The 23,575-nt window shown below is 65.5% G+C and carries 17 protein-coding genes; 12 read left to right on the top strand and 5 right to left on the bottom strand.

Annotated features, from left to right (window positions below):
• Positions 1–85: 85 nt before the first annotated feature.
• Positions 86–2,239, top strand: a complete 2,154-nt coding sequence (glgX, locus tag IM733_RS03645; protein WP_248919580.1) for a glycogen debranching protein GlgX — start codon at positions 86–88, stop codon at positions 2,237–2,239.
• Between the two features lie 590 nt (positions 2,240–2,829).
• A complete protein-coding gene (locus tag IM733_RS03640; RefSeq protein ID WP_248919579.1) occupies positions 2,830–3,906 on the top strand; it encodes an autotransporter outer membrane beta-barrel domain-containing protein in 1,077 nt (358 codons plus the stop codon).
• A 77-nt stretch (positions 3,907–3,983) separates the two neighbouring features.
• Here the strand turns inward: IM733_RS03640 and glgB are convergent, their stop codons facing one another.
• From glgB to IM733_RS03625, 3 genes are all read right to left on the bottom strand, one after another.
• Positions 3,984–6,194: a 1,4-alpha-glucan branching protein GlgB gene (glgB, locus tag IM733_RS03635; RefSeq protein ID WP_248919578.1), complete on the bottom strand. Its 2,211-nt coding sequence runs from the start codon at positions 6,192–6,194 to the stop codon at positions 3,984–3,986.
• Between the two features lie 50 nt (positions 6,195–6,244).
• Positions 6,245–9,610: a maltose alpha-D-glucosyltransferase gene (treS, locus tag IM733_RS03630; protein ID WP_248919577.1), complete on the bottom strand. Its 3,366-nt coding sequence runs from the start codon at positions 9,608–9,610 to the stop codon at positions 6,245–6,247.
• 115 nt (positions 9,611–9,725) lie between these two features.
• Complete coding sequence (locus IM733_RS03625; RefSeq protein WP_248919576.1) at positions 9,726–11,744, bottom strand: alpha-1,4-glucan--maltose-1-phosphate maltosyltransferase; 2,019 nt, start codon at positions 11,742–11,744, stop codon at positions 9,726–9,728.
• A gap of 138 nt (positions 11,745–11,882) precedes the next feature.
• On the opposite strand from IM733_RS03625, the gene IM733_RS03620 reads away from it, so the two are divergent.
• Positions 11,883–12,050, top strand: coding sequence for a hypothetical protein (locus IM733_RS03620; protein WP_248919575.1), 168 nt, complete (start codon positions 11,883–11,885; stop codon positions 12,048–12,050).
• A 91-nt stretch (positions 12,051–12,141) separates the two neighbouring features.
• A complete protein-coding gene (locus tag IM733_RS03615) occupies positions 12,142–12,360 on the top strand; it encodes a DUF2970 domain-containing protein (protein ID WP_248919574.1) in 219 nt (72 codons plus the stop codon).
• Positions 12,361–12,461: 101 nt separating this feature from the next.
• Here IM733_RS03615 and IM733_RS03610 read toward each other — a convergent pair whose 3' ends face one another.
• Positions 12,462–12,998, bottom strand: a complete 537-nt coding sequence (locus IM733_RS03610; RefSeq protein WP_248919573.1) for an RrF2 family transcriptional regulator — start codon at positions 12,996–12,998, stop codon at positions 12,462–12,464.
• Positions 12,999–13,267: 269 nt separating this feature from the next.
• On the opposite strand from IM733_RS03610, the gene IM733_RS03605 reads away from it, so the two are divergent.
• Positions 13,268–14,470 carry an NAD(P)/FAD-dependent oxidoreductase gene (locus tag IM733_RS03605; protein ID WP_248919572.1) on the top strand — a complete coding sequence of 401 codons (1,203 nt, stop codon included), beginning with the start codon at positions 13,268–13,270 and terminating at the stop codon, positions 14,468–14,470.
• Positions 14,471–14,690: 220 nt separating this feature from the next.
• A complete protein-coding gene (locus tag IM733_RS03600; protein ID WP_248919571.1) occupies positions 14,691–16,316 on the top strand; it encodes a methyl-accepting chemotaxis protein in 1,626 nt (541 codons plus the stop codon).
• 75 nt (positions 16,317–16,391) lie between these two features.
• On the opposite strand, the gene IM733_RS03595 is transcribed toward IM733_RS03600, so the two are convergent.
• Positions 16,392–17,795, bottom strand: coding sequence for a purine-cytosine permease family protein (locus IM733_RS03595; protein WP_248919570.1), 1,404 nt, complete (start codon positions 17,793–17,795; stop codon positions 16,392–16,394).
• Between the two features lie 315 nt (positions 17,796–18,110).
• Here IM733_RS03595 and IM733_RS03590 point away from each other — a divergent pair, with 315 nt between their 5' ends.
• From IM733_RS03590 to IM733_RS03565, 6 genes are all read left to right on the top strand, one after another.
• Positions 18,111–18,596, top strand: a complete 486-nt coding sequence (locus tag IM733_RS03590) for a flavin reductase family protein (RefSeq protein ID WP_248919569.1) — start codon at positions 18,111–18,113, stop codon at positions 18,594–18,596.
• Positions 18,597–18,694: 98 nt separating this feature from the next.
• Positions 18,695–19,735, top strand: coding sequence for an LLM class flavin-dependent oxidoreductase (locus IM733_RS03585; protein WP_248919568.1), 1,041 nt, complete (start codon positions 18,695–18,697; stop codon positions 19,733–19,735).
• Positions 19,736–20,026: 291 nt separating this feature from the next.
• Positions 20,027–20,623 (top strand): amino acid synthesis family protein, encoded by a 597-nt coding sequence (locus IM733_RS03580; RefSeq protein WP_248919567.1) that lies wholly within the window; start codon positions 20,027–20,029, stop codon positions 20,621–20,623.
• Positions 20,624–20,691: 68 nt separating this feature from the next.
• Positions 20,692–21,525 carry an alpha/beta fold hydrolase gene (locus IM733_RS03575; RefSeq protein WP_248919566.1) on the top strand — a complete coding sequence of 278 codons (834 nt, stop codon included), beginning with the start codon at positions 20,692–20,694 and terminating at the stop codon, positions 21,523–21,525.
• Positions 21,522–23,003, top strand: a complete 1,482-nt coding sequence (locus IM733_RS03570) for an aldehyde dehydrogenase (protein WP_248919565.1) — start codon at positions 21,522–21,524, stop codon at positions 23,001–23,003. Before IM733_RS03575 ends, IM733_RS03570 begins: the two co-directional genes overlap by 4 nt.
• A 12-nt stretch (positions 23,004–23,015) precedes the next feature.
• Complete coding sequence (locus tag IM733_RS03565) at positions 23,016–23,501, top strand: flavin reductase family protein (RefSeq protein ID WP_248919564.1); 486 nt, start codon at positions 23,016–23,018, stop codon at positions 23,499–23,501.
• Positions 23,502–23,575 lie beyond the last annotated feature (74 nt).

Here is a 23,575-nt window from a genome sequence, read left to right as displayed (position 1 = left end):
CGCGCTGCTCTCCTGACACAGCGGGTTTACCCGCGAAGAGGCCAGTATTGCCACCCAAGCTTTCCCCCGCACCACGAGGACCGCCATGAGCCCCCGCGCCCCGAAGAAAACCCGCTCCGTCGCCCCGTCGCGCATCCGCGAAGGCCTGCCCTTCCCGCTCGGCGCCACCTGGGACGGCCTGGGGGTCAACTTCGCCCTGTTCTCGGCCAATGCCAGCAAGGTCGAACTGTGCCTGTTCGACGCCACCGGCGAACACGAGCTCGAGCGCATCGAGCTGCCCGAGTACACCGACGAGACCTACCACGGCTACCTGCCGGACGCCCATCCTGGCCTGGTCTATGGCTACCGCGTGCACGGCCCGTACGACCCGGCCAACGGCCATCGCTTCAACCCCAACAAGCTGCTGATCGACCCCTACGCCAAGCAACTGGTGGGCACGCTGAAATGGTCCGAGGCGCTGTTCGGCTACACCATCGGCCACCCCGACGGCGACCTGTCATTCGATGAGCGCGACAGCGCGCCCTTCGTGCCCAAGTGCAAGGTGATCGACCCGGCCTTCACCTGGGGCCGCGACCAGCGCGTGCTGATCCCCTGGGAGCGCACGATCCTCTACGAGGCCCACACCCGCGGCATCAGCATGCGCCACCCCGCCGTGCCAGAGGACTTGCGCGGCACCTTCGCCGGCCTTGCCAACGACGAACTGCTCGGCCACATCAAGGCACTTGGGGTGTCGAGCATCGAGCTGCTGCCGATCCACGCCTTCGTCAACGACCAGCATCTGCTGGACAAGGGCCTGAACAACTACTGGGGCTACAACAGCATCGCCTTCTTCGCCCCCCACCCGCGCTACCTGGCCAGCGGCAAGATCGCCGAGTTCAAGGAGATGGTCGCCCACCTGCACGACGCCGGGCTCGAGGTGATCCTCGACGTGGTCTACAACCACACCGCCGAAGGCAACGAGCGCGGCCCGACGCTGTCGATGCGCGGCATCGACAACGCCTCGTACTACCGCCTGATGCCCGACGACAAGCGCTTCTACATCAACGACTCCGGCACCGGCAACACCCTGGACCTCAGCCACCCCTGCGTGCTGCAACTGGTCACCGACTCACTGCGTTACTGGGCCGGCGAAATGCACGTGGATGGTTTCCGCTTCGACCTGGCGACCATCCTTGGCCGCTACCACGACGGCTACAGCGAGCGCCACGGCTTCCTCGTCGCCTGCCGCCAGGACCCGATGCTCAGCCAGGTCAAGCTGATCGCCGAACCCTGGGACTGCGGCCCCGGCGGGTACCAGGTGGGCAACTTCGCCCCCGGCTGGGCGGAGTGGAACGACCGCTTCCGCGACACCGTGCGCGGTTTCTGGAAGGGCGACGAAGGCATGCTCGCCGACTTCGCCGCGCGCATCACCGCCTCGGGCGACCTGTTCAACAACCGCGGCCGGCGCCCCTACGCCTCGGTCAACTTCGTCACCGCCCACGACGGTTTCACCCTGCGCGACCTGGTTTCGTACAACGAGAAACACAACGAGGACAACGACGAGGACAACCAGGACGGCACCCCCAACAACCTGTCGTGGAACTGCGGCGTGGAAGGCCCCACGCACGACCCGCAGATCAACGCCCTGCGCATGCGCCAGATGCGCAACTTCTTCGCCACCCTCCTGCTGGCCCAGGGCACGCCGATGATCGTCGCCGGCGACGAATTCAGCCGTACCCAGCACGGCAACAACAATGCCTACTGCCAGGACAGCGAAATCGGCTGGGTGAACTGGGAACTGGACCAGGAAGGCAAGGAATTGCTGGCCTTCGTCAAGCGCCTGACCCGGCTGCGTCTGGCCTACCCGATCCTGCGCCGCTCGCGTTTCCTGGTCGGCGACTACAACGAGGCGATCGGTGTCAAGGACGTGACCTGGCTCGCCCCCGACGGCGAGGAGATGACCGTCGAGCAGTGGGAAGACCCGCACGGGCGCTGCCTGGGCATGTTGATGGACGGTCGCGCCCAGGCCAGCGGCATCGCCCGGCCCGGCGCCGAAGCGACGCTGCTGCTGATCGTCAACGCCTACCACGACGTGGTGCCATTCAAGCTACCGACGGTGCCGCAGGGCGACTACTGGAGTTGCCTGGTGGACACCGACCGGCCGGAGATGCGCAAGCCGCAGCACCTGCAGTTCGAGACGGTGTTCGAGGTCAAGGGGCGGTCGTTGTTGTTGATGGCGCTGCAGCGTGAGGAGGAGTGAGCCGACGGATGTGCTTGTCGCTAGCCTTGCAGTGTTCTTGAGATCGAGCGCCGCGCGGCGCATCGCGGATGAATCCGCTCCTACAAGCAAGTGGGGCGACCGCGGCTCCAGCCGAAAAACCGTGGGACGGTCCCTGCGGCATGACTGGCCCTAAACAAAATCTGTAGGAGCGGATTCATCCGCGATGCGCCGCGCCGGCGGCGCTCGCTCTCATAGACGATGCAACTCTACCGTCGAACACCTGAAAAACATCGACGCTAGCAACGATTCGGCATAGCGCGGGAACGGCAAATCACCATTGTCGATATGCCGATTTAAAAAATGCCAAAAATCAAACAGTTGCATTGATAAACGAACCTTTACCACGCCATTCACGCTTTCTTGACGCAAGCCCCGTCCTCTCCTTAGCTGAACAGTAATCAGCAGACGTAAAAACTCGTGCCGGGCCTCTAGCTCGCGCCTTCGTGCGCGCCCTTCGAGGCTGGCGCGCCGGCTTTGGTCGCCCTGTTTTTGACGTACAGCACGTGACATAAGGCCTGCTCTGCGGTTGCCCCACGCGCTGTCCCTCAACCCTCAACAGGAGATCCGCCATGAAAAGCACCTCGAATCCCTCGCGTTTCGATGTCTTTTTCTACGCGGTTTCCACGTCGCTGCTTCTGGCAACCCCGGTGGAAACCTTCGCTTTCGAAGCGCAGGAAGGCGAGCCCTTCGCCCGCTTTCTCGAGCAGGCCGAGGTGCCGCGACTATCCCTGGACCCGTTAAACGCCAGCGGCCTCAACCAGGGCCTGCTCAACGCCTTCTCCGAGCGCATGGGCGAACGCCACAGCCTGGCGACGCCGGATACCATCGCCAGCCAGTGGGCGCAGTTCTTCCCCGGCGCACCGCGCATTGGCGCCCAGGCGCCGGCGCAACTGGAAGCCCCCAGCCAGCAACTGATGATCGGCCCGGACCTGTTCGTGCGCGAGGCCAGCGACGGCAGCGTGCACCGCGCGGGGATCTTCATGGGGCACAACAACCTGCAGAGCAGTTTCAACGGCATGCGCCCCCTGCTGGGTGACAAGCAGCGCGACGCGGTCAACCTCAGCGGCGAGAGCCTGGGCGTTTACTGGAGCATGACCCACGAGCAGGGCTGGCACGTGGATGCGGTGGCCATGGGCACGCGCATCGACGTCAACGGCCGCTCCCAGGCCGGCGAACGGGTCGATGACAGCGGCCATGCGATGACCTTCTCGGTGGAAGGCGGCTACCCCATCGGGTTGGGTGGCGGCTGGGTGATCGAACCCCAGGCGCAGTTGATCAACCAGCAGTTCTTCCCCGGCAACCAGGCCCAGGAAGAAACCCTGCAAGCCTTCGACAGCCAGCCCACCTGGAGCGGTCGGGTCGGTGCCAAGCTGTCGGCGCGCTACGAAGTCAGCGGCATGCCCATCGAACCCTACGTGCGCACCAACGTCTGGCATGACTTCAGCAACACCGACGCGGTGAAGCTGGACCAGGTGGACAAGATCTCCAGCTCGCGCAGCGCCACCACGGTGGAATTGGGGTTAGGGCTGGTGGCGCGGGTCACGCCCAATGTGGCGCTGTTCGTCAGCGCCGACTACAGCAGCGATGTGGATGACAACGACCTGAATGGGTTGATCGGCAGCCTGGGCGTTCGGATGCGCTGGTAGCGCTATTCGCCGGCAAGGCCGGCTCCTACCTGGACCCTGTAGGAGCCGTCCTTGCCGGCGAACAGCGGTGGTACGGGCTATGCCGGCTTCATCACCAACACCCCCAACGGCGGCAGGTTCAGCGCCAACGACAAAGGCTGCCCATGGCTGGCGACTTCATCGGCCACCACCGCCCCGAGATTGCCCACGTTCGACCCCGCATACAGCTCGGCATCGCTATTGAGCAACTCCGCCCACCGCGCGCCGAACGGCACGCCAATGCGGTACCCCTCCCGCGGCACCGGGGTGAAGTTGGCCACCACCAGCAGCGGCTCGCCCTGGCTGCTCCAGCGCAACCAGGCATACACGCTGTTGTGCGCGTCGTCGCCGATCAGCCACTGGAAGCCCTGGGGCTGGCAGTCCTGCTCGTGCAGCGCCGGCAGCTCGCGGTACAGCCGGTTGAGGTCGGCCACCAGCTTCTGCACGCCCTGGTGCTCGGAATACTGCAGCAGGTACCAGTCCAGCTGCTGGTCATGGTTCCACTCGCGCCATTGGCCGAACTCGCAGCCCATGAACAGCAGCTTCTTGCCCGGGTGGGTCCACATGAAGGTCAGGTAGGCGCGCAGGTTGGCGAACTTCTGCCAGCGGTCGCCGGGCATCTTGTCGATCAGCGAGTGCTTGCCGTGCACCACCTCGTCGTGGGAGATGGGCAGGATGAAATGCTCGGAGTAGGCGTAGATCAGCCCGAAGCTCATTTCGTTGTGGTGGTAGGTGCGGTGGATCGGGTCGTTCTGAATGTAGTGCAACGTGTCGTGCATCCAGCCCATGTTCCACTTGTAGGCGAACCCCAGCCCACCCTGCTGCACCGGCTGGCTGACGCCGGGCCAGGCGGTGGACTCCTCGGCGATGATCAGCGCGCCCGGCGCTTCATGGGCGGCGACGCTGTTGAGGTGGCGGATGAAGTCGATGGCCTCGAGGTTCTCGCGCCCGCCATGGCGGTTGGGCACCCATTCACCGGCCTTGCGCGAGTAGTCGCGGTAGAGCATCGACGCCACCGCGTCGACGCGCAGGCCGTCGATATGGAAGTGCTTGAGCCAGTGCAGCGCCGAGGCCAGCATGAAGCCGCGCACTTCGTTGCGGCCAAGGTTGTAGATCAGCGTGTTCCAGTCCTGGTGAAAGCCCTCCAGCGGGTTGTCGTACTCATACAACGCAGTGCCGTCGAAACGCGCCAGGCCGTGCTCGTCGGTGGGGAAATGCGCCGGCACCCAGTCAAGGATCACGCCGATGCCGCCCTGATGGCAGGCGTCGACGAACGCGGCGAAATCCTCGGCGCTGCCGTAGCGCGAGGTGGGCGCGAACAGCGACAGCGGCTGGTAGCCCCAGGAGCCGCCGAACGGGTGCTCCATGATCGGCATCAGCTCGATGTGGGTGAAGCCCAGTTCCTGAACATAGGGGACAAGGCGGTCGGCCAGTTCGCGCCAGTTGTAGAAGCGCGCGACTTCGCCAGCATCGTCCAGCTCGCAGCGCCAGGAGCCGGCATGCAGCTCGTAGATCGACAGCGGCGCGTTGTAGGCGTGGCGCTGGGCACGCTGCGCCATCCAGCCATGATCGCGCCACTCGTGGACCAGCGCCCCGGCCACCTTCGACGCGGTGCTGGGCGGCAGTTCGGTGGCGCGGGCCAGGGGGTCGGCCTTCAATGGCAACACACCGTCCTGGCCGAGCACTTCGAACTTGTAGGTTTCCCCCACACCAAGCCGGGGCACGAACAGCTCCCACACCCCAGCGCTGTGACGCAGGCGCATGGGGTGGCGCCGGCCATCCCAGTTGTTGAAGTCGCCGACCACGGACACCCGCCGGGCGTTGGGTGCCCATACCGAGAAACACACGCCGTCGATACCGTCGACCTGGATGGGCTGAGCGCCGAAGCGCCCGGACAGGTCGCGGTGATTGCCCTCGGCGAACAGGTACATGTCCATGTCGCCCAACTGCGGACCAAAGCTGTAGGGGTCCTCGGTGACCTGCTCGCCACCGGCCCAGCCGATCTGCAGCAGGTAAGGGATCGCTTGGTCCAGGTGCGCGGTGTACAGGCCCGGCAGGCTGGCCGGTTGCATGTCGACGAGCACTTGCTCGTCGTGGCGCGCCAGCACGCGCACGCTCAGGGCGTTGGGCAGGAAGGCACGGATCAACTGACCGCCCGCACCATCGGAGTGCGGGCCGAGTACGGCGAACGGGTCGGCGTGCTCGGCGCAGGCCAGGGCATCCAGGTCCCGTTGCCGAAGGCCGCCGTTGTCACGCATGGTTGCATTCATCTCACTGCCCCTTTTCATAGGTTCTTGAACATGCCCCTGTAGGAGCGGCTTCAGCCGCGATCACCCGCGAAGCGGGTGCCAGACATCGCGCTGCCTTCATCGCGGCTGAAGCCGCTCCTACTCAACCCATGCAGCCCATGCAAAGGCACGGCCAGCCAGCCCGGCCGGTTCTCGGCTTCGTAGGTGATTTCGTAAGCGGCCTTCTCCAGGCAGAACAGTTCCAGTGCCGCGCGCTCCCCTTCCGCCTGCTGCCAGGCATGGGGCATGGCCGCGGTGGCCAGGCCATAGGCTTCGACGAAGGCATGACGCGACTGATGCAGGTACTGCCGGGCGACCCGCTGACGGGCCTGGCGCGCCGCGTCGGAAAGGTCGACCGCCGAGGCGCTGCGCAGGATCATCGCAGCAGCATAGTCGAAGGAGCGCAACACGCCGCTGACATCCTTGTACGGGCTGTGCCGGGCCCGGCGCTGGTCCAGCGGGCGCGACGGCTCGCCCTCGAAATCGATCAAATAGGCATCGCCCTGGACCACCAGCACCTGGCCCAGGTGCAAGTCGCCATGCACGCGCATCAGCACACCGCCCTGGGCTTGCCGGGCGAGGTTGTCGATATGCTGGGCAAGGCCTTCGCGCTGTTGCAGCAGTTCGTCGACCAGCGTCTGGCTGTCGCCGTCCAGCGCGGCGCGGTGCTCGGCCAGCAGGTCGAGGGCATGGTTGAGCTCGGCGTTGATCTGGCGGCTCCAGCGCTGGCTATCCTGTTCATCGCTTGCCCGTGGCTGGAAGGCCGGATCCTCGGTCGGCGCGGCCAGCAGCAGGTGCATCTCGCCCAGGCGCTGCCCAAGCAAGGCGGCGAAACCGGTGAGCTCGGCCAGGGCATCGGTGTGCGCGTCCGCCTCGCCAGTGGTGGGCTCCATCTGGTCGCGGATGGCCCGCTCCAGGGTGTTCTGGGTCCAGCCCCAGGCATCGCCCTGGTTGCTCAGGTAACCCTGGGCGATCATCAGCAGGTGCGGCTCGCCCGCCGCGTCCACCCGGCTGACCCAGGCCAGCAGCGGCGAGATGTTGGCAAAGCCTGCGGCGGTGAGGTAGGCGCTCATTTCCAGCTCCGGGTGAATGCCCGGGTTGACCCGGCGGATCAACTTGAGTACCAGGCTGCCGCCCACCACCACCGAGCTGTTGGATTGCTCGGCACCGAGGTAACGCACTTCGCTTTCGTCATCGATGCCCAGTGCGGCCAGTTGTGGCGTGCCGGTGAAACGCAGCTCGCCCAAGCCATCAGCACAGGGCAGCCGGGTGTTGCCCTGGCAGGCCTGCAACACCGCACGGACAAAAGGCTCCAGCACGAAGGCATCGGTGATCAGGCCCACCTGCCGCCCGCGCCGCACCCGCGACAGCGCCAGCTGCTGGGGTGGCGCGGCATGGATCTGCTCCTCCGGCAGCAGGCCGAACGGCAACTGGTAATGGCTGACCACACCAGCGCTGTGCACCTCAAGCTGGGCAAGCAGCGTCGGCAATGTGGCCGTGGCGAAGCGCACACCGTAGTGCAAGCGCACCTGGTCGATCGGCCCTTCCTTGCCGGCGAACCAGCGCCGCTTGGGCAAGTACTGCGGCAGGATCGATTGCTCCAGGGCGTCGCGTGAAGGCGCTTCGAGCAGTTCCTCCAAGCGCTTGCGCAGCACCAGGGTGGTCAGTTCGGGCAACCCTTCGCTGGGCTGGAGATGCCAGCTGGGCATGCGGTCGTGGGCCGCCAGCAGGAACCAGTAGAACCCATAGGGCGGCAAGGTGAGCAGGAACGGCAACTGGCCGATGGGTGGGAAGGCACTGCCCCCGAGCATCTCCACCGGAACCTTGTCGGCGTACTGCGACAACTCCAGCTCTGCCGCCTGGGCGGTGCGCGAGACATTGGCCACGCACAGCACGATCTCGTTGCTGCCGTTGGCGTCGGTGTATTCGCGCAGGTAGGCGAGGATGCGCCGGTTGCTCGGGCTGAGCATCTTCATGCTGCCCCGGCCAAAGGCCTTCTGCTGGCTGCGCACCGCCAGCAGGCGGCGGTTCCAGTTGAGCAGCGAGTGGGGATCGTGGGCCTGGGCCTCGACGTTGATGGTCTGGTAGCCGTACAGCGGGTCCATGATCGGCGGCAGCACCAGGCGCTGCGGGTCGGCCCGGGAGAACCCGCCGTTGCGGTCCGGCGACCATTGCATGGGGGTGCGCACGCCATCGCGGTCGCCCAGGTAGATGTTGTCGCCCATGCCCAGTTCGTCGCCGTAGTACAGGGTCGGGGTGCCGGGCATCGACAGCAGCAGGCTGGTGAGCAGCTCGATACGCCGACGGTCGCGTTGCAGCAGTGGCGCCAGGCGCCGGCGAATGCCGAGGTTGATGCGTGCGCGGCGGTCTTCGGCGTAGTAGTTCCACAGGTAGTCGCGCTCGCGGTCGGTGACCATTTCCAGGGTGAGTTCATCGTGGTTGCGCAGGAAGATCGCCCACTGGCAGTTGGCCGGGATGTCCGGGGTCTGGCGCAGGATGTCGGTAATCGGAAAGCGGTCTTCCATGGCCAGGGCCATGTACATGCGCGGCATCAGCGGAAAGTGGAAGGCCATGTGGCATTCGTCACCGTCACCTTCGCCAAAGTACGGCCGGGTGTCCTCCGGCCACTGGTTGGCCTCGGCCAGCAGCATGCGATCGGGGTAGTTGGCGTCGATCTCGGCGCGGATCGCCTTGAGCACTGCATGGGTTTCGGGGAGGTTCTCGTTATGGGTGCCATCGCGCTCGATCAGGTAGGGGATGGCGTCCAGGCGCAGGCCGTCGACACCGATGTCGAGCCAGAAGCGCATGACGCCTATCACCGCTTTCAGTACTTGCGGGTTGTCGAAGTTCAGGTCCGGCTGGTGCGAGTAGAAACGGTGCCAGAAGTACTGGCCGGCGACCGGGTCCCAGGTCCAGTTGGACTTCTCGGTGTCGAGGAAGATGATCCGCGTGCCGTCGTATTTCTGGTCGTCGTCGGACCACACGTAGAAGTCCCGCGCCTTGCTGCCGCGCTTGGCGTGGCGGGCCTTCTGGAACCAGGGGTGCTGGTCGGAGGTGTGGTTGATGACCAGTTCGGTGATCACCCGCAGGCCACGTTTGTGGGCCTCGGCGATGAAGCGTTTGGCGTCGGCCATGCTGCCGTAGTCCGGGTGCACCGCCTTGTATTCGGCGATGTCGTAGCCGTCATCGCGCCGGGGCGAAGGGTAGAACGGCAGCAGCCAGAGGGTGTTGACGCCCAGTTCGGCGATGTAGTCGAGCTTGCCGATCAGCCCCGCAAAGTCGCCGATGCCGTCGTTGTTCGAATCGAAGAACGATTTGACGTGCAACTGGTAGATCACCGCATCCTTGTACCACAGCGGATCGTCGATGAAAGCTGCCGGGCGGGAATGCTTGGCCATGTGCGACTCCTTTCTGTTCGGGTTGCTGTATCGGGGCTGCCTTGCAGCCCATCGCCGGCAAGCCGGCTCCTACAGGTACCGCGCGCCCTTGTCGACGATGGGCCGCGAAGCGAGCCTATCGGGTACGCTCGATGCGCCAGATACCGAACGGCTGTTGCCAGGGCTCGATGCGCATCCACTGGGTCTTGCCGTGCCAGGTCCAGCGGTGGCCGTTCATCAGGTCCTCGCCCTGGGTGTCGGCGTTGTCGTCCAGCCCCAGCTCCCATAGCGGCAGTTCGAAACTGGCTTCCTGGGCGTTGTAGGGGTCGAGGCTGATGGCGACGAGGATGACGTTGTCGCGTGCGGGGGTGCGCTTGGCGAAGTAGAGGATGTTGTCGTTCCAGCAGTTGAGGAACACAACCCCCAGGTGTGTCTGCAACGCGCGATTCTGCCGGCGGATGCGGTTGAGCTGGGCGATCTCGGCGACGATGTTGCCCGGCTGGTTGAAGTCGCGCGGGCGAATCTCGTACTTCTCCGAATCCAGGTACTCCTCCCTGCCTGGCAACGGTGTGCCCTCGCACAGTTCGAAGCCCGAATACATGCCCCACAACCCCGAGCCCATGGTCGCCAGGGCGGCGCGGATGAGAAAGCCCGGGCGGCCGGAGGTGTGCAGGAAGAACGGGTTGATGTCCGGCGTGTTGACGAAGAAGTTCGGCCGGTAGCACTGGCTCCAGGGCGGCTGGTTCAGTTGCTCGAAGTATTCGCGCAGCTCCTGCTTGCTGTTGCGCCAGGTGAAGTAGGTGTAGCTCTGGGCATAGCCGACCTTGCCCAGGCGCGCCATCATCGCCGGGCGGGTGAAGGCTTCGGCGAGGAAGATGACGTCGGGGTACTGGCCGCGCACATTGGCGATCAGCCATTGCCAGAACGGCAGCGGCTTGGTGTGCGGGTTGTCGACGCGGAACGTCCTGACCCCCTCTTGCACCCAGCCGACCACCACGTCACGCAGGGCCAGCCACAGCGACGGCACGGCCTCGGGGGCGTAGAAGTCGACATTGACGATGTCCTGGTACTTCTTCGGCGGGTTCTCGGCGTAACGGATGGTACCGTCGGGGCGCCAGCTGAACCAGCCCGGGTGCTCGGTCAGCCAGGGGTGGTCCTGGGAGCACTGGATGGCGAAGTCCAGGGCGATCTCCAGGCCGTGCTCGGCGGCCGCGGCCACCAGCCGGCGGAAGTCCTCGCGGCTGCCCAACTGCGGGTGGATGGCGTCGTGGCCACCCTCGGGGCTACCAATGGCGTAGGGGCTGCCAGGGTCGCCGGGCTCGGCCTGGAGCGCATTGTTGCGGCCCTTGCGGTGCTTCATGCCGATCGGGTGGATGGGCGGGAAGTACAACACATCGAACCCCATGTCGCGGATCATCGGCAGGCGCTGGTGCACAGCGTCGAAGGTGCCGTGACGCTGTGGGTCGTCGGTGATCGAACGCGGGAACAGCTCGTACCAACTGGCGAATAACGCCGCCTCGCGGTCGACATCCACGGGGTACTCGGGGCTATGGGTCAGGTAGCCGCGGTGCTCGGCCTCGCCCATCAGCCGCGCGGCGTCGGGGTGCAGCAGCAGTGCCACCTGGTCGTCCACTGGCAGCTCGGGCAAGCGTTGGCACAATTGCCCGAGCTGCTCGCGCAAGGCACCGTCGCTGCGCTCGATGCCCTTGCCCAGCAACAGGCGGCCCTCTTCCAGTTCCAGGCACACATCCACGCCAGCAGCGTATTTCTTTTCCAGGTCATGGCAATAGGTGGCGAAAGGGTCGATCCAGGCCTGGATATTGAACACGTGCAGGCCCAGGTCGGTGGGGGTGAACGCGGCCAGCCACAGGTCGTTGCCTGGCGAGTGCATGGCCACGCAGTGCCAGCGTCGGCTATGGGCCTGCCGCCAGTGCAGCGTGACGGCCAGACGATCATGGCCATCGCTGTAGACCTTGGCGCTGACGTCGACCTTCTGCCCACGCACCGCCTTTATTGCGAAGGCACCGGCGTCGAGCACCGGGCTTACATCCTCGATCACGATGCGCGGCGCCAGCAACGCTTGCGACAGGCTGATGGCCTGCTCCGGGTGATCGTTGGCCGTGGGCCCGCTTTCGAAGGGCTCGTTACCTGACATCGCACGCGCTCCGTTTGGCTGGTGGCGGTATGGGTTCAGAGCCGTGCTGGCGCGCGGGGGTTCAAAAAAAATGAGCGAATGACGGTGGCCAGGGTCGAAGCCTGCACTACCTCTTCATTCACCGCGCGAGGTCAGGCCATGAACATTCCCATTCCACCGGAGACACCCGACCCGAACATCGACGACCCGACGTTGCCGCCGCCGGCTCCTGAACAAGACCCGGACGAGCTGCCGATCAAACCGACCGTGCCGCCGACCGTGGGTGATCCACCCAGCGAGGAGCCTCCGGTGAAAGGGCAAGGATAGCCAAGACTGGCCAGATGAGTGGCCGCTACGGGCAGCCTGCCGGGCGATCTCCTACACTGGTTGTGATTGCTTCTGACTTGAGGAGCTACTCATGGACGATCATGATTCCGGCAAGGCGCCCGGGTTCTGGCAGATGCTGCAAAGCGTGCTGGCGGCGGCGTTTGGGGTGCAGAGCGGCAAGAACCGGGCGCGGGATTTCACCTATGGCAAGGCCAGTCATTTCATCGTGATGGGGACGGTGTTTACCCTGCTGTTCATTTTCGTGTTGATTGGGTTGGTGCAGTTGGCGATGCATTTGACGGCGCGGTGATTGGCGCGGCCAGGGGCTTGGCGATAGCCTTGCAGCGTGCTTGAGATCGAGCGCCGCCCGCGCGGCGCTCGATCTTGAAGGCACTGCAAATCACCAGCGGATCAAACAACCACCACAGGAATATCTCCGCCCTTCCCGTCCCGCCGCTCGCTCATCCAGTCATTGACCTTCTGCCCGAACTCAGCCGGCGCCTTGCGCCCGAACCGGCGCGCCAGGTCGAGAATGGTCTGTTGCGCCAGGGCCTCCTCCATGCGCTTCTGCGCCCCCAGCATCACCGCATGGATCGCGCAGGTGCCCTCGGTCGCCCACCCCGGCGCCGAGCCCTCGAACACCGCGCAGCGCTCGCGGATCTCCCGGCAATCGAAAATCTTCTTCACCCCATCGATGGCCGTGACGATATCCAGCACGGTGATCTCGTCCGACGGCCGCGCCAGGCGAAAGCCGCCGCGCACGCCCTCGGTGGCCACCACCAGCCCGGCCCGGGCCAGCTTGGTGAACACCTTGGCCAGGTACTCCTGGGGCACCCCCTGCAGCTCGGCCAGGTCGCGCACGCTGGCCTCGCGGCTGTTCCCGCGCTCGTCCACCAGGAACAACAGGCAATGAATGCCGTACTCGACGCCGGCACTGTAAAGCGACATGTCAATCTCCGACTTAATTTGTCGCAAATAGTACGCCTTCCAACACGTTCAAGCAAAGCCACCCCACGCCGTCCGTCGTTCGCCAAAAAAATCTTGAGCCCCCGTAAGCCTTCAATCACGCCGTTTGCGACAGGTTCCAGCGGCGTCATCGGCAGGGTCGGATGGAAAAAACACTTGCCCTGCATAACTACGATCAATACAGTCGTAGTTATTCGCCAGCTAGCCAAACCCTGACCGAAGCCCCTTTCCCACCCTTGCGGAGTACCCACATGACGTCCCATATCCTGATCATTGGTGCCGGCTTTGCCGGTGTCTGGAGCGCCCTGAGCGCCGCCCGTCTGCTCGACCAGGCCCAACGTGGCGACGTGCACATCAGCGTGCTCGCTCCGCAACCGGAACTGCGTATCCGCCCACGCTTCTACGAGGCCGACGTGCACACCTTGATGGCCCCGGTGGGCGAACTGCTCGACGCGGTCGGGGTCGAGTTCATCCAGGGCAACGCCGAGCACATCGACAGCGCCGCACGCCAGGTCGGCTACCTCGACGGCAACGGCCAGCGCCAGCAGCTCGGTTATGACCGCCTGATCCTCGCCGCCGGCAGCCAGGTCGCCCGCCCCGCCGTGCCGGGCCTGGCCGAGCACACCTTCGATGTCGACCAGATGGAGGCGGCCATGCGCCTGGAGCAGCACCTGGTCGCCCTGGCCAGGCAACCCGCCTCCCCCGCGCGCAACACCGTGGTGGTCTGTGGCGGTGGCTTCACCGGCATCGAGACCGCCACCGAGATGCCCGCCCGCCTGCGCAGCATCCTGGGTGAAGGCAATGCCCGGGTGATCCTGGTCGACCGTGGCCAGGGTATCGGCGCGGCATTGGGCGCCGGCATCACCCCATCCATCGTCGCCGCCAGCGAACAGGCTGGCGTGCAGTGGCTGACCAACACCTCGGTGGTGGCGGTCGACGCCGGTGGCGTGACCCTCGACAACGGCGAGTACATTGCCAGCAAGACGGTGATCTGGACCGTGGGTGTCAAGGCCAGCCCGCTGACCGCGCAGGTCGAGGGCGAACGCGATGGCTTCGGCCGCCTGCGGGTCGACGACCACCTGAAAGTGGTCGGCCAGGCGCACATCTACGCCACCGGCGACACCGCCTGGGCCAAGGTCGACGAACTGGGCAACCACGCCCTGATGACCTGCCAGCACGCCATCCCCATGGGCCGCCACTCGGGTAACAACGCCATGGCCGACCTGCTGGGCCTGGCACCGGTCGCCTACCGCCAGCCCAAGTACGTCACCTGCCTCGACCTGGGCGACTGGGGCGCGGCGTACAGCGAGGGCTGGGAGCGCGAACTGGTGCTCGAAGGCCAGGAAGGCAAGCACCTCAAGCGCCAGATCAACTCGGTGTGGATCTACCCGCCCGCCGCCGATCGCGAGCAAGCCTTGGCGGCCGCCGACCCGATGATCCCGATCGTGGCGTGACGCTAAAAGACAGGCCCGTCCCTCAAGTGACGGGCCTTTCTATTTCCGTCATTACATTGAATGGCTGGTCAATAATAGTGGCATTGTGGCACCATCGAAGAAAAACAATACGAAAGATGAGGACATCACACCCCCCAACGCAGTGCATCGAGAGCCTGAACGACCGAGCCCGGTAAACCCGCGCTCTTGACGCCTGCCAGCCATCGTCAAGGAGCGTTGCATGCAATTAAGGAACATGAAGATCGGCATTCGGGCAGCCAGTGTGTTCACCCTCCTCGGGATCCTGGTCCTGGCCATGGGCCTGATCGCCCTCTATGAAACCCGCAAGATGGACAGCGCCACCGAGCAGATCCGCGTCACCTGGATGCCCGCGGTCATCGCCCTGGGCGATGTCAGCACCAACCTGGGCCGTGCCCGCGCCCTCACCCTGCGCAGCGTGCTCGAGGACGACCCCGCCACCCGCCACGCCACCCTGGCCCGCATCGTCGAGGTCAACCAGCAACTCGAAGGCGACCTCAACGCCTACGAAAGCACCATCATCGCCGAGGACGACCGTGCCCTGTTCACCACGTTCATGGGCTTGAGCGAGCGTTACCACGGCCTGCAGAAAGCCATCCGCGAGGCGGCCGGCCACGACCAGATGGACGAGGCCCGGCGCCTGGTCAACGGCCCGCTGGCCGAATATGCCGACAGCATGATGAAGGCCTTGGGCGCACTGGTGGAATACAACACCCAGGGCGCCGAACAGGCTTCGTTGCGCAGTAGCGACGCTTCCGACGAGGCCTTCAGGTTGCTGATCGGCGCACTGATGGTGATCCTGCTGGCGCTGGTGGCCATCTCCACCCTGCTCACCCGCAGCATCGTGCTGCCGCTGGCTGACGCCGTGGCAGTGGCCGAGCGCGTCGCCGTGGGTGACCTGACCCGCGACATCGTGGTGACCGGCCGCGACGAACCGGCCCTGCTGCTGCGCGCCCTCGGCCAGATGCAACAGAGCCTGCGCGAGACCCTGTGCAAGATCGCCGCCTCCTCCGACCAACTCGCCTCGGCCTCGGAAGAGCTGCACACCGTCACCGAAGACACCAGCCGCGGCCTGCACCAGCAAAGCGCGGAAATCGACCAGGCCGCCACGGCGGTCAACCAGATGACCGCCGCCGTGGAAGAAGTGGCGAACAACGCGGTGAGCACGGCCGATGCCTCGCAAGGCGCCGACCAGAATACCCGCGACGGCCGCGAGCGGGTCAACCAGGCCCTGAGCTCCATCCAACTGCTGGTCGCGGACGTGACCGGCACCTCGCAGGAGATCGAACAGCTGGCCACCCGCGCCAACGAAATCAGTCAGGTGCTCGATGTGATCGGTTCAATCGCCGGGCAGACCAACCTGCTGGCCCTCAACGCCGCCATCGAAGCCGCCCGCGCCGGCGAGGCCGGGCGCGGCTTTGCCGTGGTCGCCGACGAAGTGCGCGCCCTGGCCCACCGCACCCAGCAGTCCACGGCCGAGATCGAACAGATGATCGGCGGCATCCAGACCGGCACCGAGCGCGCGGTCAGCGCCATGCACAGCAGCCAGGGCCGGGCCAGTGGCACGCTGGAGGTGGCGCAATCGGCCGGGCAGGCGCTTGAAGTGATCGCCGAGGCCATCGCCGCGATCAACCAGCGCAACCTGGTGATCGCCAGCGCCTCCGAGCAGCAGGCGCAGGTGGCGCGGGAGGTGGACCGCAACCTGGTGAACATCCGCGACCTGGCCATGCAGACCTCGGCGGGGGCCAACCAGACCAGCGCGGCGGCGCAGGATCTTTCGCGGTTGGCGGTTGAATTGAACGGGATGGTGGCGCAGTTCAAGGTTTGACGCAGCCCGTTCGCCGGCAAGCCGGCTCCTACAGCGATCCCCTGCAGGAGCCAGCCTTGCTGGCGAACCACGCTGTCAGTCATTCACCTCGATCACCCGCCCCGCCCTCACCGGCTGGCCGCGCGTCGCCAGGCAGTAATACAGCGGCACCGTCACGATCAAACCGAACACCCACGACAAATCCGCCCCTTCGACGATGTTCGAATACGGCCCCACATACAGCGACGTGTTGGCGAACGGCAACTGCACCAGGATGCCGCAGGCATAGGCGATGATTGCGTGGTGGTTGAAGCGGCCATAAACGCCACCGTCAGCACGGAAGATCGACGCAATGTCGTACTGCCCTTTCTTGATCACATAGAAGTCGATCAGGTTGATCGACGCCCACGGCACCAACACCAGCAGCAGCGCCAGGATCAGCCCGATGAACTGGCCGATGAAACCCGCCGACGCATTCAGCGCCACCAGCCCGCACCCCACCAGGATCACCGAGGCCAACACCACCCGCACCTTGATGCTCGGCGTCCACTGCGCCGCGAAGGTCTGAATCGCAGTGACGATCGACAGCACCGCGCCATACAGGTTGAGCGCGTTGTGGCTGATGATGTTGAGCAGGAACAGCACCATCAGGATCGGGCCCAGCCAACCCGTGGCCTGCTTGACCGCCTCCATCGCATCGGTGCCTTCGGGCACGCACAGCACCGCCACCGCCCCGAAACTGAAGCACAGGATGGTACCGAGGGTGGCACCGAAATAGGTGGCCCAGAACGGCCTGGCGATGCCCACTTCACGCGGCAGGTAGCGCGAATAGTCGGAGGTGTACGGCGAGAAGCTGATCTGCCAGATGGTGCCCAGCGACACGGTGGCGATGAAGCCCGACAGGTTGAAGGCCCCCCGGCTGAAGAAGTCCGCCGGCAGGTCCTGGGCGAACATCCCGATGAAGCCGGCCAGCAGCGCCGAACCCATCACCCAGGTGCCGATGCGGTTGAGGATGTGGATGAAGCGGTAGCCGATCACACCGATGGCCGTCGCGCTCAACGCGCCGATCACGATCGCCCCCGGCATCGGCACGCTCGGGGTGATGCCATGGATGGTCTTGCCGGCCAGGACGATATTGGAAATGAAGAAGCCGACATAGATCAGCGCGGTGAAGAACACGATCAGCAGCGCGCCGTAGCGGCCGAACTGGCCACGGCTCTGCACCATCTGCGGAATGCCCAACTGCGGCCCCTGCGCCGAGGCCAGGGCGATCACCACGCCGCCGGCCAGATGCCCCAGCACGATGGCGACCAGGCCCCACAACAGGTTCAGGTGGAACACCTGGATCACCATGGCGCCGGTGACGATGGGCAGTGGCGCGATGTTGGTGCTGAACCAGAGGGTGAACAGGTCGCGCGCCTTCCCGTGGCGCTCGGCGGGAGGCACGTAATCGACCGTGTGGTTTTCGACAAAGGCGTGTTGCGACGACGGTTGGGACATAGGATTTCAGCTCGAAAGGTCGTTTTTATCGTTGTAAGGAAACCGCTTGGGGCGGCCTCTCAGCTGCGCACCATATTATGGTATTCCAAGCTTTTGACAACACTGAGCCGTGCTTTTTCGGCGCAGCTGATCTGCTCCGCGCCCTCCCGCCGCACACCGTTTTCAGCAGCAAGACCAGTGAATCCGGGGACTGTGCCGTTCATCGTGTTCCGCGTTGCGTGGAAAAATTCGCTTGCAAAGCAGGTATTACGGTATACCATCAGACACGCCAACGATAAAAACCGCGGACCACCGCTGCCCTTCGAGGATCACACCATGATCGACGCAACCGTCTGCAAGCACGTCCTGGGCTCCTTCCCGTCCGGCGTCACGGTCATCACCACCCTGGACGACGACGGCTCGATCGTCGGCCTCACCGCCAGCGCCTTTTCGTCCTTGTCGATGGAGCCGCCGCTGGTGCTGTTCTGCCCCAACTACAGTTCCGACTCCTACCCTGTGCTGATCAAGAACAAGCGCTTCGCCATTCACCTGCTCTCCGGTGAGCAGCAGGCCGAAGCCTATGCGTTCGCCAGGAAGGGCAAGGACAAGGCGGCGGGTATCGACTGGACCTTGAGCGAACTGGGCAACCCGATCCTGGCCGGCGCCACCGCCGTCATCGAGTGCGAACTGTGGCGTGAATACGAAGGCGGCGACCACGCGATCATGGTCGGCAAGGTGCGCAACCTGATCGTTGCGCAAGAGGCGCCACGGCCGATGGTCTACTGCCGCGGCAAGATGGCCAGCCTGCCGGTCTTCGCCTGAGTTGCGCGGTACACCGCGTCGCCTGCTTCGCCGGCACGCCGCCCCCCACACCCAAGCCTGCCCGGCAGGCGACAACAACACGCTACGAGGAAGGCCCCATGAAATTTTCGCTGTTCGTGCACATGGAACGTTGGGATGAACAGGTCAGCCACCGCCAGCTGTTCGAAGACCTGACCGAACTGACCCTGATGGCCGAGGACGGCGGTTTCAGCACGGTGTGGATCGGCGAGCACCACGCCATGGAGTACACCATCTCACCCAGCCCGATGCCGCTTTTGGCCTACCTCGCCGCGCGCACCGAGAAGATCCGCCTGGGTGCCGGCACCATCATCGCGCCGTTCTGGAACCCGATCCGCGTGGCGGGCGAATGCGCCCTGCTCGATGTGATCAGCAACGGCCGCATGGAAGTGGGCCTGGCCCGTGGCGCCTACCAGTTCGAATTCGACCGCATGGCCGGCGGCATGCCGGCCACCGACGGCGGCAAGGCGCTGCGCGAGATGGTGCCGGTGGTGCGCAAGCTGTGGCAGGGCGACTACGCCCACGATGGCGAAGTGTACAAGTTCCCCACCGCCACCAGCGTGCCGAAGCCGTTCAACGCCGAACCGCCGATGTGGATCGCCGCCCGCGACCCCGACTCGCACAACTTCGCCGTGGCCAACGGCTGCAACGTCATGGTCACCCCCTTGATGAAGGGCGACGAGGAAGTGCTGGACCTGAAGAACAAGTTCCAGGCCGCCCTCGACAACAACCCCGGCGTGCCCCGCCCGCAACTGATGGTGCTGCGCCACACCCATGTGCACAGCCCGGCCGAGCCGGACGGCTGGAAGGTCGGTGCCCAGGCCATCTCGCGCTTCTACCGCACCTTCGATGCCTGGTTCGGCAACAAGACGGTGCCGGTCAATGGCTTCCTCGAACCCAGCCCGGAGTCGAAGTTCGCCGAGGTGCCGGCGTTCCAGCTGGAGAACATCCGCAAGAACACCATGATCGGCACGCCCGAGGAGGTCATCGCGCGCATCCGCTATTACCAGGAACTGGGGGTCGATGAGTTCAGTTTCTGGTGCGACAACAGCCTGCCCCACAGCGAGAAGAAGAAGTCGCTGGCGCTGTTCATCAAGGAAGTGGTGCCGGCGTTCGCCTGAACGCCAGGGCATGCATGGCGCCTGTGAGGTCGAGCGCGGCTTGCGCAGCGCATCGCGGATGAATCCGCTCCTACAGCAATGTGGCCATCCCCGAAATCCCCCTGCCTGTAGGAGCGGACTCATCCGCGATGCGCCGCACAGCGGCGCTCGATCGCCCAAACACCACAAAACCCGGGCCACCCGCCACCTTTCATCCCCTGCCCAGCGATTTTTCCAACCCCCTCTTGCACATCAAATATTATGGTATACCATCAGACAACAAGACTTGATCACCCTACCCAGGAGCCCCCCATGAGTTTCGAAATCCGCAAGATCGTCACCTACTCCGAAGAGACCCACATCGAAGGCGGCAAGGCCAGCGACAAGCCGGTGACCATGGTCGGCCTGGCCGTGGTGATCAAGAACCCCTGGGCCGGTCGCGGTTTCGTCGAGGACCTCAAGCCTGAAATCCGCGCCCACTGCTCCGACCTCGGCGCGCTGATGGTCGAGCGCCTGACCGCCGCCATTGGCGGCGCCGACAAGATCGAGGCCTACGGCAAGGCCGCCGTGGTCGGCGCCGACGGCGAGATCGAGCACGCCTCGGCGGTGATCCACACCCTGCGCTTTGGTAACCACTACCGTGAAGCCGTGCAGGCCAAGAGCTACCTGAGCTTCACCAACAAGCGCGGCGGCCCCGGAACCTCGATCCAGATCCCCATGATGCAGAAGGACGACGAGGGCCTGCGCTCGCACTACATCACCCTGGAAATGCAGATCGAGGACGCCCCGCGCGCCGACGAGATCGTCGTGGTGCTGGGCGCCGCCGACGGCGGCCGTCTGCACCCACGCATCGGTAACCGCTACATCGACCTGGAAGAACTGGCGGCGGAACAGGCCAACGCTCGATAACAACAACCAAGACGGGCCAGGGCGTGGCGAACTCCCCCGCCGCGCCCGACCTTCAAGGAGCGCCCTCCATGATTCAGCCAGTCGCTGAACGTACACCGGCCGGGACCAGCTACCTGGCCCTCGGCCAGGGCCACCCCGTGGTGCTGATCCACGGCGTGGGCCTGAACAAGGAAATGTGGGGCGGGCAGTTCGTGGGCCTGGCCAACGACTACCGCGTCATCGCCTACGACATGCTCGGCCACGGCCACAGCCGCGTGCCCGCCACCGACACCGCGCTGGAAGGCTACGCCGACCAACTCGCCGAACTGCTCGACCACCTGCAAGTCGCGCAAGCCACCGTGATCGGCTTCAGCATGGGCGGCCTGGTGGCCCGCGCCTTCGCCCTCAACCACCCGCAACGCCTCGAAGCGCTGGTGGTGCTCAACAGCGTGTTCAACCGCACCCCCGAGCAGAGCGCCGGGGTCATCGCCCGCGCCGCCCAGGCGCAGGCCCAAGGCCCGGACGCCAACGTCGACGCCGCGCTGGAGCGCTGGTTCAGCCGCGAGTACAAGGCCGCCAACCCGGCCCAGGTCGCCGCCATTCGCCAGGTGCTGGCCAGCAACGACCCGCAGGGCTACCACACCACCTACGCGCTGTTCGCCACACAAGACATGTACCGCGCCGATGACCTGGCCAGCATCCAGGTGCCGACGCTGATCGCCACCGGCGAGCTCGACGCCGGCTCCACCCCGGCCATGGCCCGCCAGCTCGCCGCGCGCATACCCGGCGCCCACTGCGTGGTGCTCGCCGAGCAACGGCATATGATGCCGGTGGAAGCGCCGCGCGAAGTCAACAAGATGCTGCTGGACTTCCTCAGGCAGGCCCGCACCCTCACCGAATCCGCCAAGGGGATAGTTGCATGACCCTCGTTCGTTTCCAGATGTGCATCGACGGCCAATGGCGCGATGCCCACAGCGGCAAGACCTTCGACAGCCTCGACCCGGCCACCGCCAAGGTCTGGGCGCAATTGCCCGACGCCGATGAAGCCGACGTCGAGCTGGCCGTGCAGGCCGCCCAGCGCGCCTTCGACAGCAAGGCCTGGCGCGGCCTCACTGCCACCGCCCGAGGCAAGTTGCTGCGCCGCCTGGGCGACCTGATCGGCGAAAACAAGGAGCACCTGGCCCAGCTGGAAAGCCGCGACAACGGCAAGCTGATCCGCGAGACCCGCGGCCAGGTCGGCTACCTGCCGGAGTTCTTCCACTACACCGCAGGCCTGGCCGACAAGCTCGAAGGCGGCACCCTGCCGCTGGACAAGCCCGACCTGTTCGCCTACACCGTGCACGAACCGATCGGCGTGGTGGCCGGGATCATCCCGTGGAACAGCCCGCTGTACCTCACCGCGATCAAGCTCGCCCCGGCCCTGGCCGCCGGCAACACCATCGTGCTCAAGCCCTCCGAGCACGCCTCGGCGACCATCCTCGAACTGGCCCGCCTGGCGCTGCAAGCCGGCTTCCCGGCCGGCGTGGTCAACGTGGTCACCGGCTACGGCCCCAGCACCGGCGCGGCGCTGACCCGCCACCCGCTGGTGCGCAAGATCGCCTTCACCGGCGGCGCCGCCACCGCGCGCCATGTGGTGCGCAGCAGCGCCGAGAACTTCGCCAAGCTGTCGCTGGAGCTGGGCGGCAAGTCGCCCAACATCATCTTCGCCGACGCCGACCTGGACAGCGCCGTCAACGGCGCGGTGGCCGGCATCTACGCCGCTTCCGGGCAGAGCTGCGTGGCCGGCTCGCGCCTGCTGGTGCAGGACGAGATCTTCGATGAATTCGTCGAGCGCCTGATCGCCCGCGCCCAGCGCATCCGCATCGGCAACCCCCAGGACGACAGCAGCGAGATGGGCCCGATGGCCACCGCCCAGCAACTGGCCGTGGTCGAAGGCCTGGTCGCCGCCGCCAAGGCCGAAGGCGCCCGGCTGCGCATGGGCGGCAAGCGAGCCGAGGTCGAAGGCGACGGTTGGTTCTACGAGCCAACCCTGTTCGAGTGCGACAGCAACGCGATGACCATCATGCAGGAAGAGGTGTTCGGCCCGGTCGCCGCGGTGATCCGCTTCAAGACCGAGGAAGAGGCCCTGGCCATGGCCAACGACTCGCAGTTCGGCCTGGCCGCCGGCATCTGGACCCGCGACCTGGGCCGCGCCCACCGCCTGGCCCGCGACGTGCGCTCGGGGATCATCTGGGTCAACACCTACCGCGCGGTGTCGGCCATGGCCCCGATCGGCGGCTTCAAGAACAGCGGCTACGGCCGCGAGAGCGGCATCGATTCGGTGCTGGCCTATACCGAGCTGAAGACCGTGTGGATCAACCTGTCCACCGCGCCCATGCCCGACCCCTTTGTGATGCGCTAGGAGAACCGTACGATGATCGAACCCGGCATCTACAAAGACGTGATGGGCTCGTTCCCGTCCGGCGTCACCGTGGTCACCACCCTGGACGCCGACGGCGGCATCGTCGGCATCACCGCCAGCGCGTTCAGCGCGTTGTCGATCGAGCCGGCACTGGTGCTGTTCTGCCCCAACTACGCCTCCGACACCTACCCGGTGCTGCGCGACAGCAAGCAGTTCGCCATCCACTTGCTGTCCGCCGAACAGACCGCCGAGGCCTATGCCTTCGCCGGTAAAGGCAAGGACAAGGCCAAGGGCATCGACTGGCACCTGAGCGAGCTGGGCAACCCGCTACTGAGCAAAGCCACGGCAATCATCGAGTGCGAACTGTGGCGCGAGTACGACGGCGGCGACCACGCGATCATCGTCGGCCAGGTGAAGAACCTGGTGCTGCCCGATCAACCGGTGACACCGATGGTGTACCACAAGGGCAAGCTCGGCGGGTTGCCGCCGCTGGGCTAAAGCTGCGAACACTCACCTGTAGGAGCCAGCCTTGCTGGCGAACGGGCGCGCTGGCGTCGCAATGCCGTGCCATG

Source organism: Pseudomonas entomophila (genome assembly GCF_023277925.1).
Lineage (GTDB): Bacteria > Pseudomonadota > Gammaproteobacteria > Pseudomonadales > Pseudomonadaceae > Aquipseudomonas > Aquipseudomonas entomophila_D.
Note: the sequence above shows the minus strand (reverse complement) of the source record. Positions and strands in the feature narration are given on the sequence as shown.

What these genes read in the sequence shown, in the direction of transcription:
- glgX (WP_248919580.1), top strand. Translation starts at nt 86, where the DNA reads ATGAGCCCCCGCGCCCCGAAGAAAACCCGCTCCGTCGCCCCGTCGCGC.
- IM733_RS03640 (WP_248919579.1), top strand. Translation starts at nt 2,830, where the DNA reads ATGAAAAGCACCTCGAATCCCTCGCGTTTCGATGTCTTTTTCTACGCG.
- glgB (WP_248919578.1), bottom strand. Translation starts at nt 6,194, where the DNA reads ATGAATGCAACCATGCGTGACAACGGCGGCCTTCGGCAACGGGACCTG.
- treS (WP_248919577.1), bottom strand. Translation starts at nt 9,610, where the DNA reads ATGGCCAAGCATTCCCGCCCGGCAGCTTTCATCGACGATCCGCTGTGG.
- IM733_RS03625 (WP_248919576.1), bottom strand. Translation starts at nt 11,744, where the DNA reads ATGTCAGGTAACGAGCCCTTCGAAAGCGGGCCCACGGCCAACGATCAC.
- IM733_RS03620 (WP_248919575.1), top strand. Translation starts at nt 11,883, where the DNA reads ATGAACATTCCCATTCCACCGGAGACACCCGACCCGAACATCGACGAC.
- IM733_RS03615 (WP_248919574.1), top strand. Translation starts at nt 12,142, where the DNA reads ATGGACGATCATGATTCCGGCAAGGCGCCCGGGTTCTGGCAGATGCTG.
- IM733_RS03610 (WP_248919573.1), bottom strand. Translation starts at nt 12,998, where the DNA reads ATGTCGCTTTACAGTGCCGGCGTCGAGTACGGCATTCATTGCCTGTTG.
- IM733_RS03605 (WP_248919572.1), top strand. Translation starts at nt 13,268, where the DNA reads ATGACGTCCCATATCCTGATCATTGGTGCCGGCTTTGCCGGTGTCTGG.
- IM733_RS03600 (WP_248919571.1), top strand. Translation starts at nt 14,691, where the DNA reads ATGCAATTAAGGAACATGAAGATCGGCATTCGGGCAGCCAGTGTGTTC.
- IM733_RS03595 (WP_248919570.1), bottom strand. Translation starts at nt 17,795, where the DNA reads ATGTCCCAACCGTCGTCGCAACACGCCTTTGTCGAAAACCACACGGTC.
- IM733_RS03590 (WP_248919569.1), top strand. Translation starts at nt 18,111, where the DNA reads ATGATCGACGCAACCGTCTGCAAGCACGTCCTGGGCTCCTTCCCGTCC.
- IM733_RS03585 (WP_248919568.1), top strand. Translation starts at nt 18,695, where the DNA reads ATGAAATTTTCGCTGTTCGTGCACATGGAACGTTGGGATGAACAGGTC.
- IM733_RS03580 (WP_248919567.1), top strand. Translation starts at nt 20,027, where the DNA reads ATGAGTTTCGAAATCCGCAAGATCGTCACCTACTCCGAAGAGACCCAC.
- IM733_RS03575 (WP_248919566.1), top strand. Translation starts at nt 20,692, where the DNA reads ATGATTCAGCCAGTCGCTGAACGTACACCGGCCGGGACCAGCTACCTG.
- IM733_RS03570 (WP_248919565.1), top strand. Translation starts at nt 21,522, where the DNA reads ATGACCCTCGTTCGTTTCCAGATGTGCATCGACGGCCAATGGCGCGAT.
- IM733_RS03565 (WP_248919564.1), top strand. Translation starts at nt 23,016, where the DNA reads ATGATCGAACCCGGCATCTACAAAGACGTGATGGGCTCGTTCCCGTCC.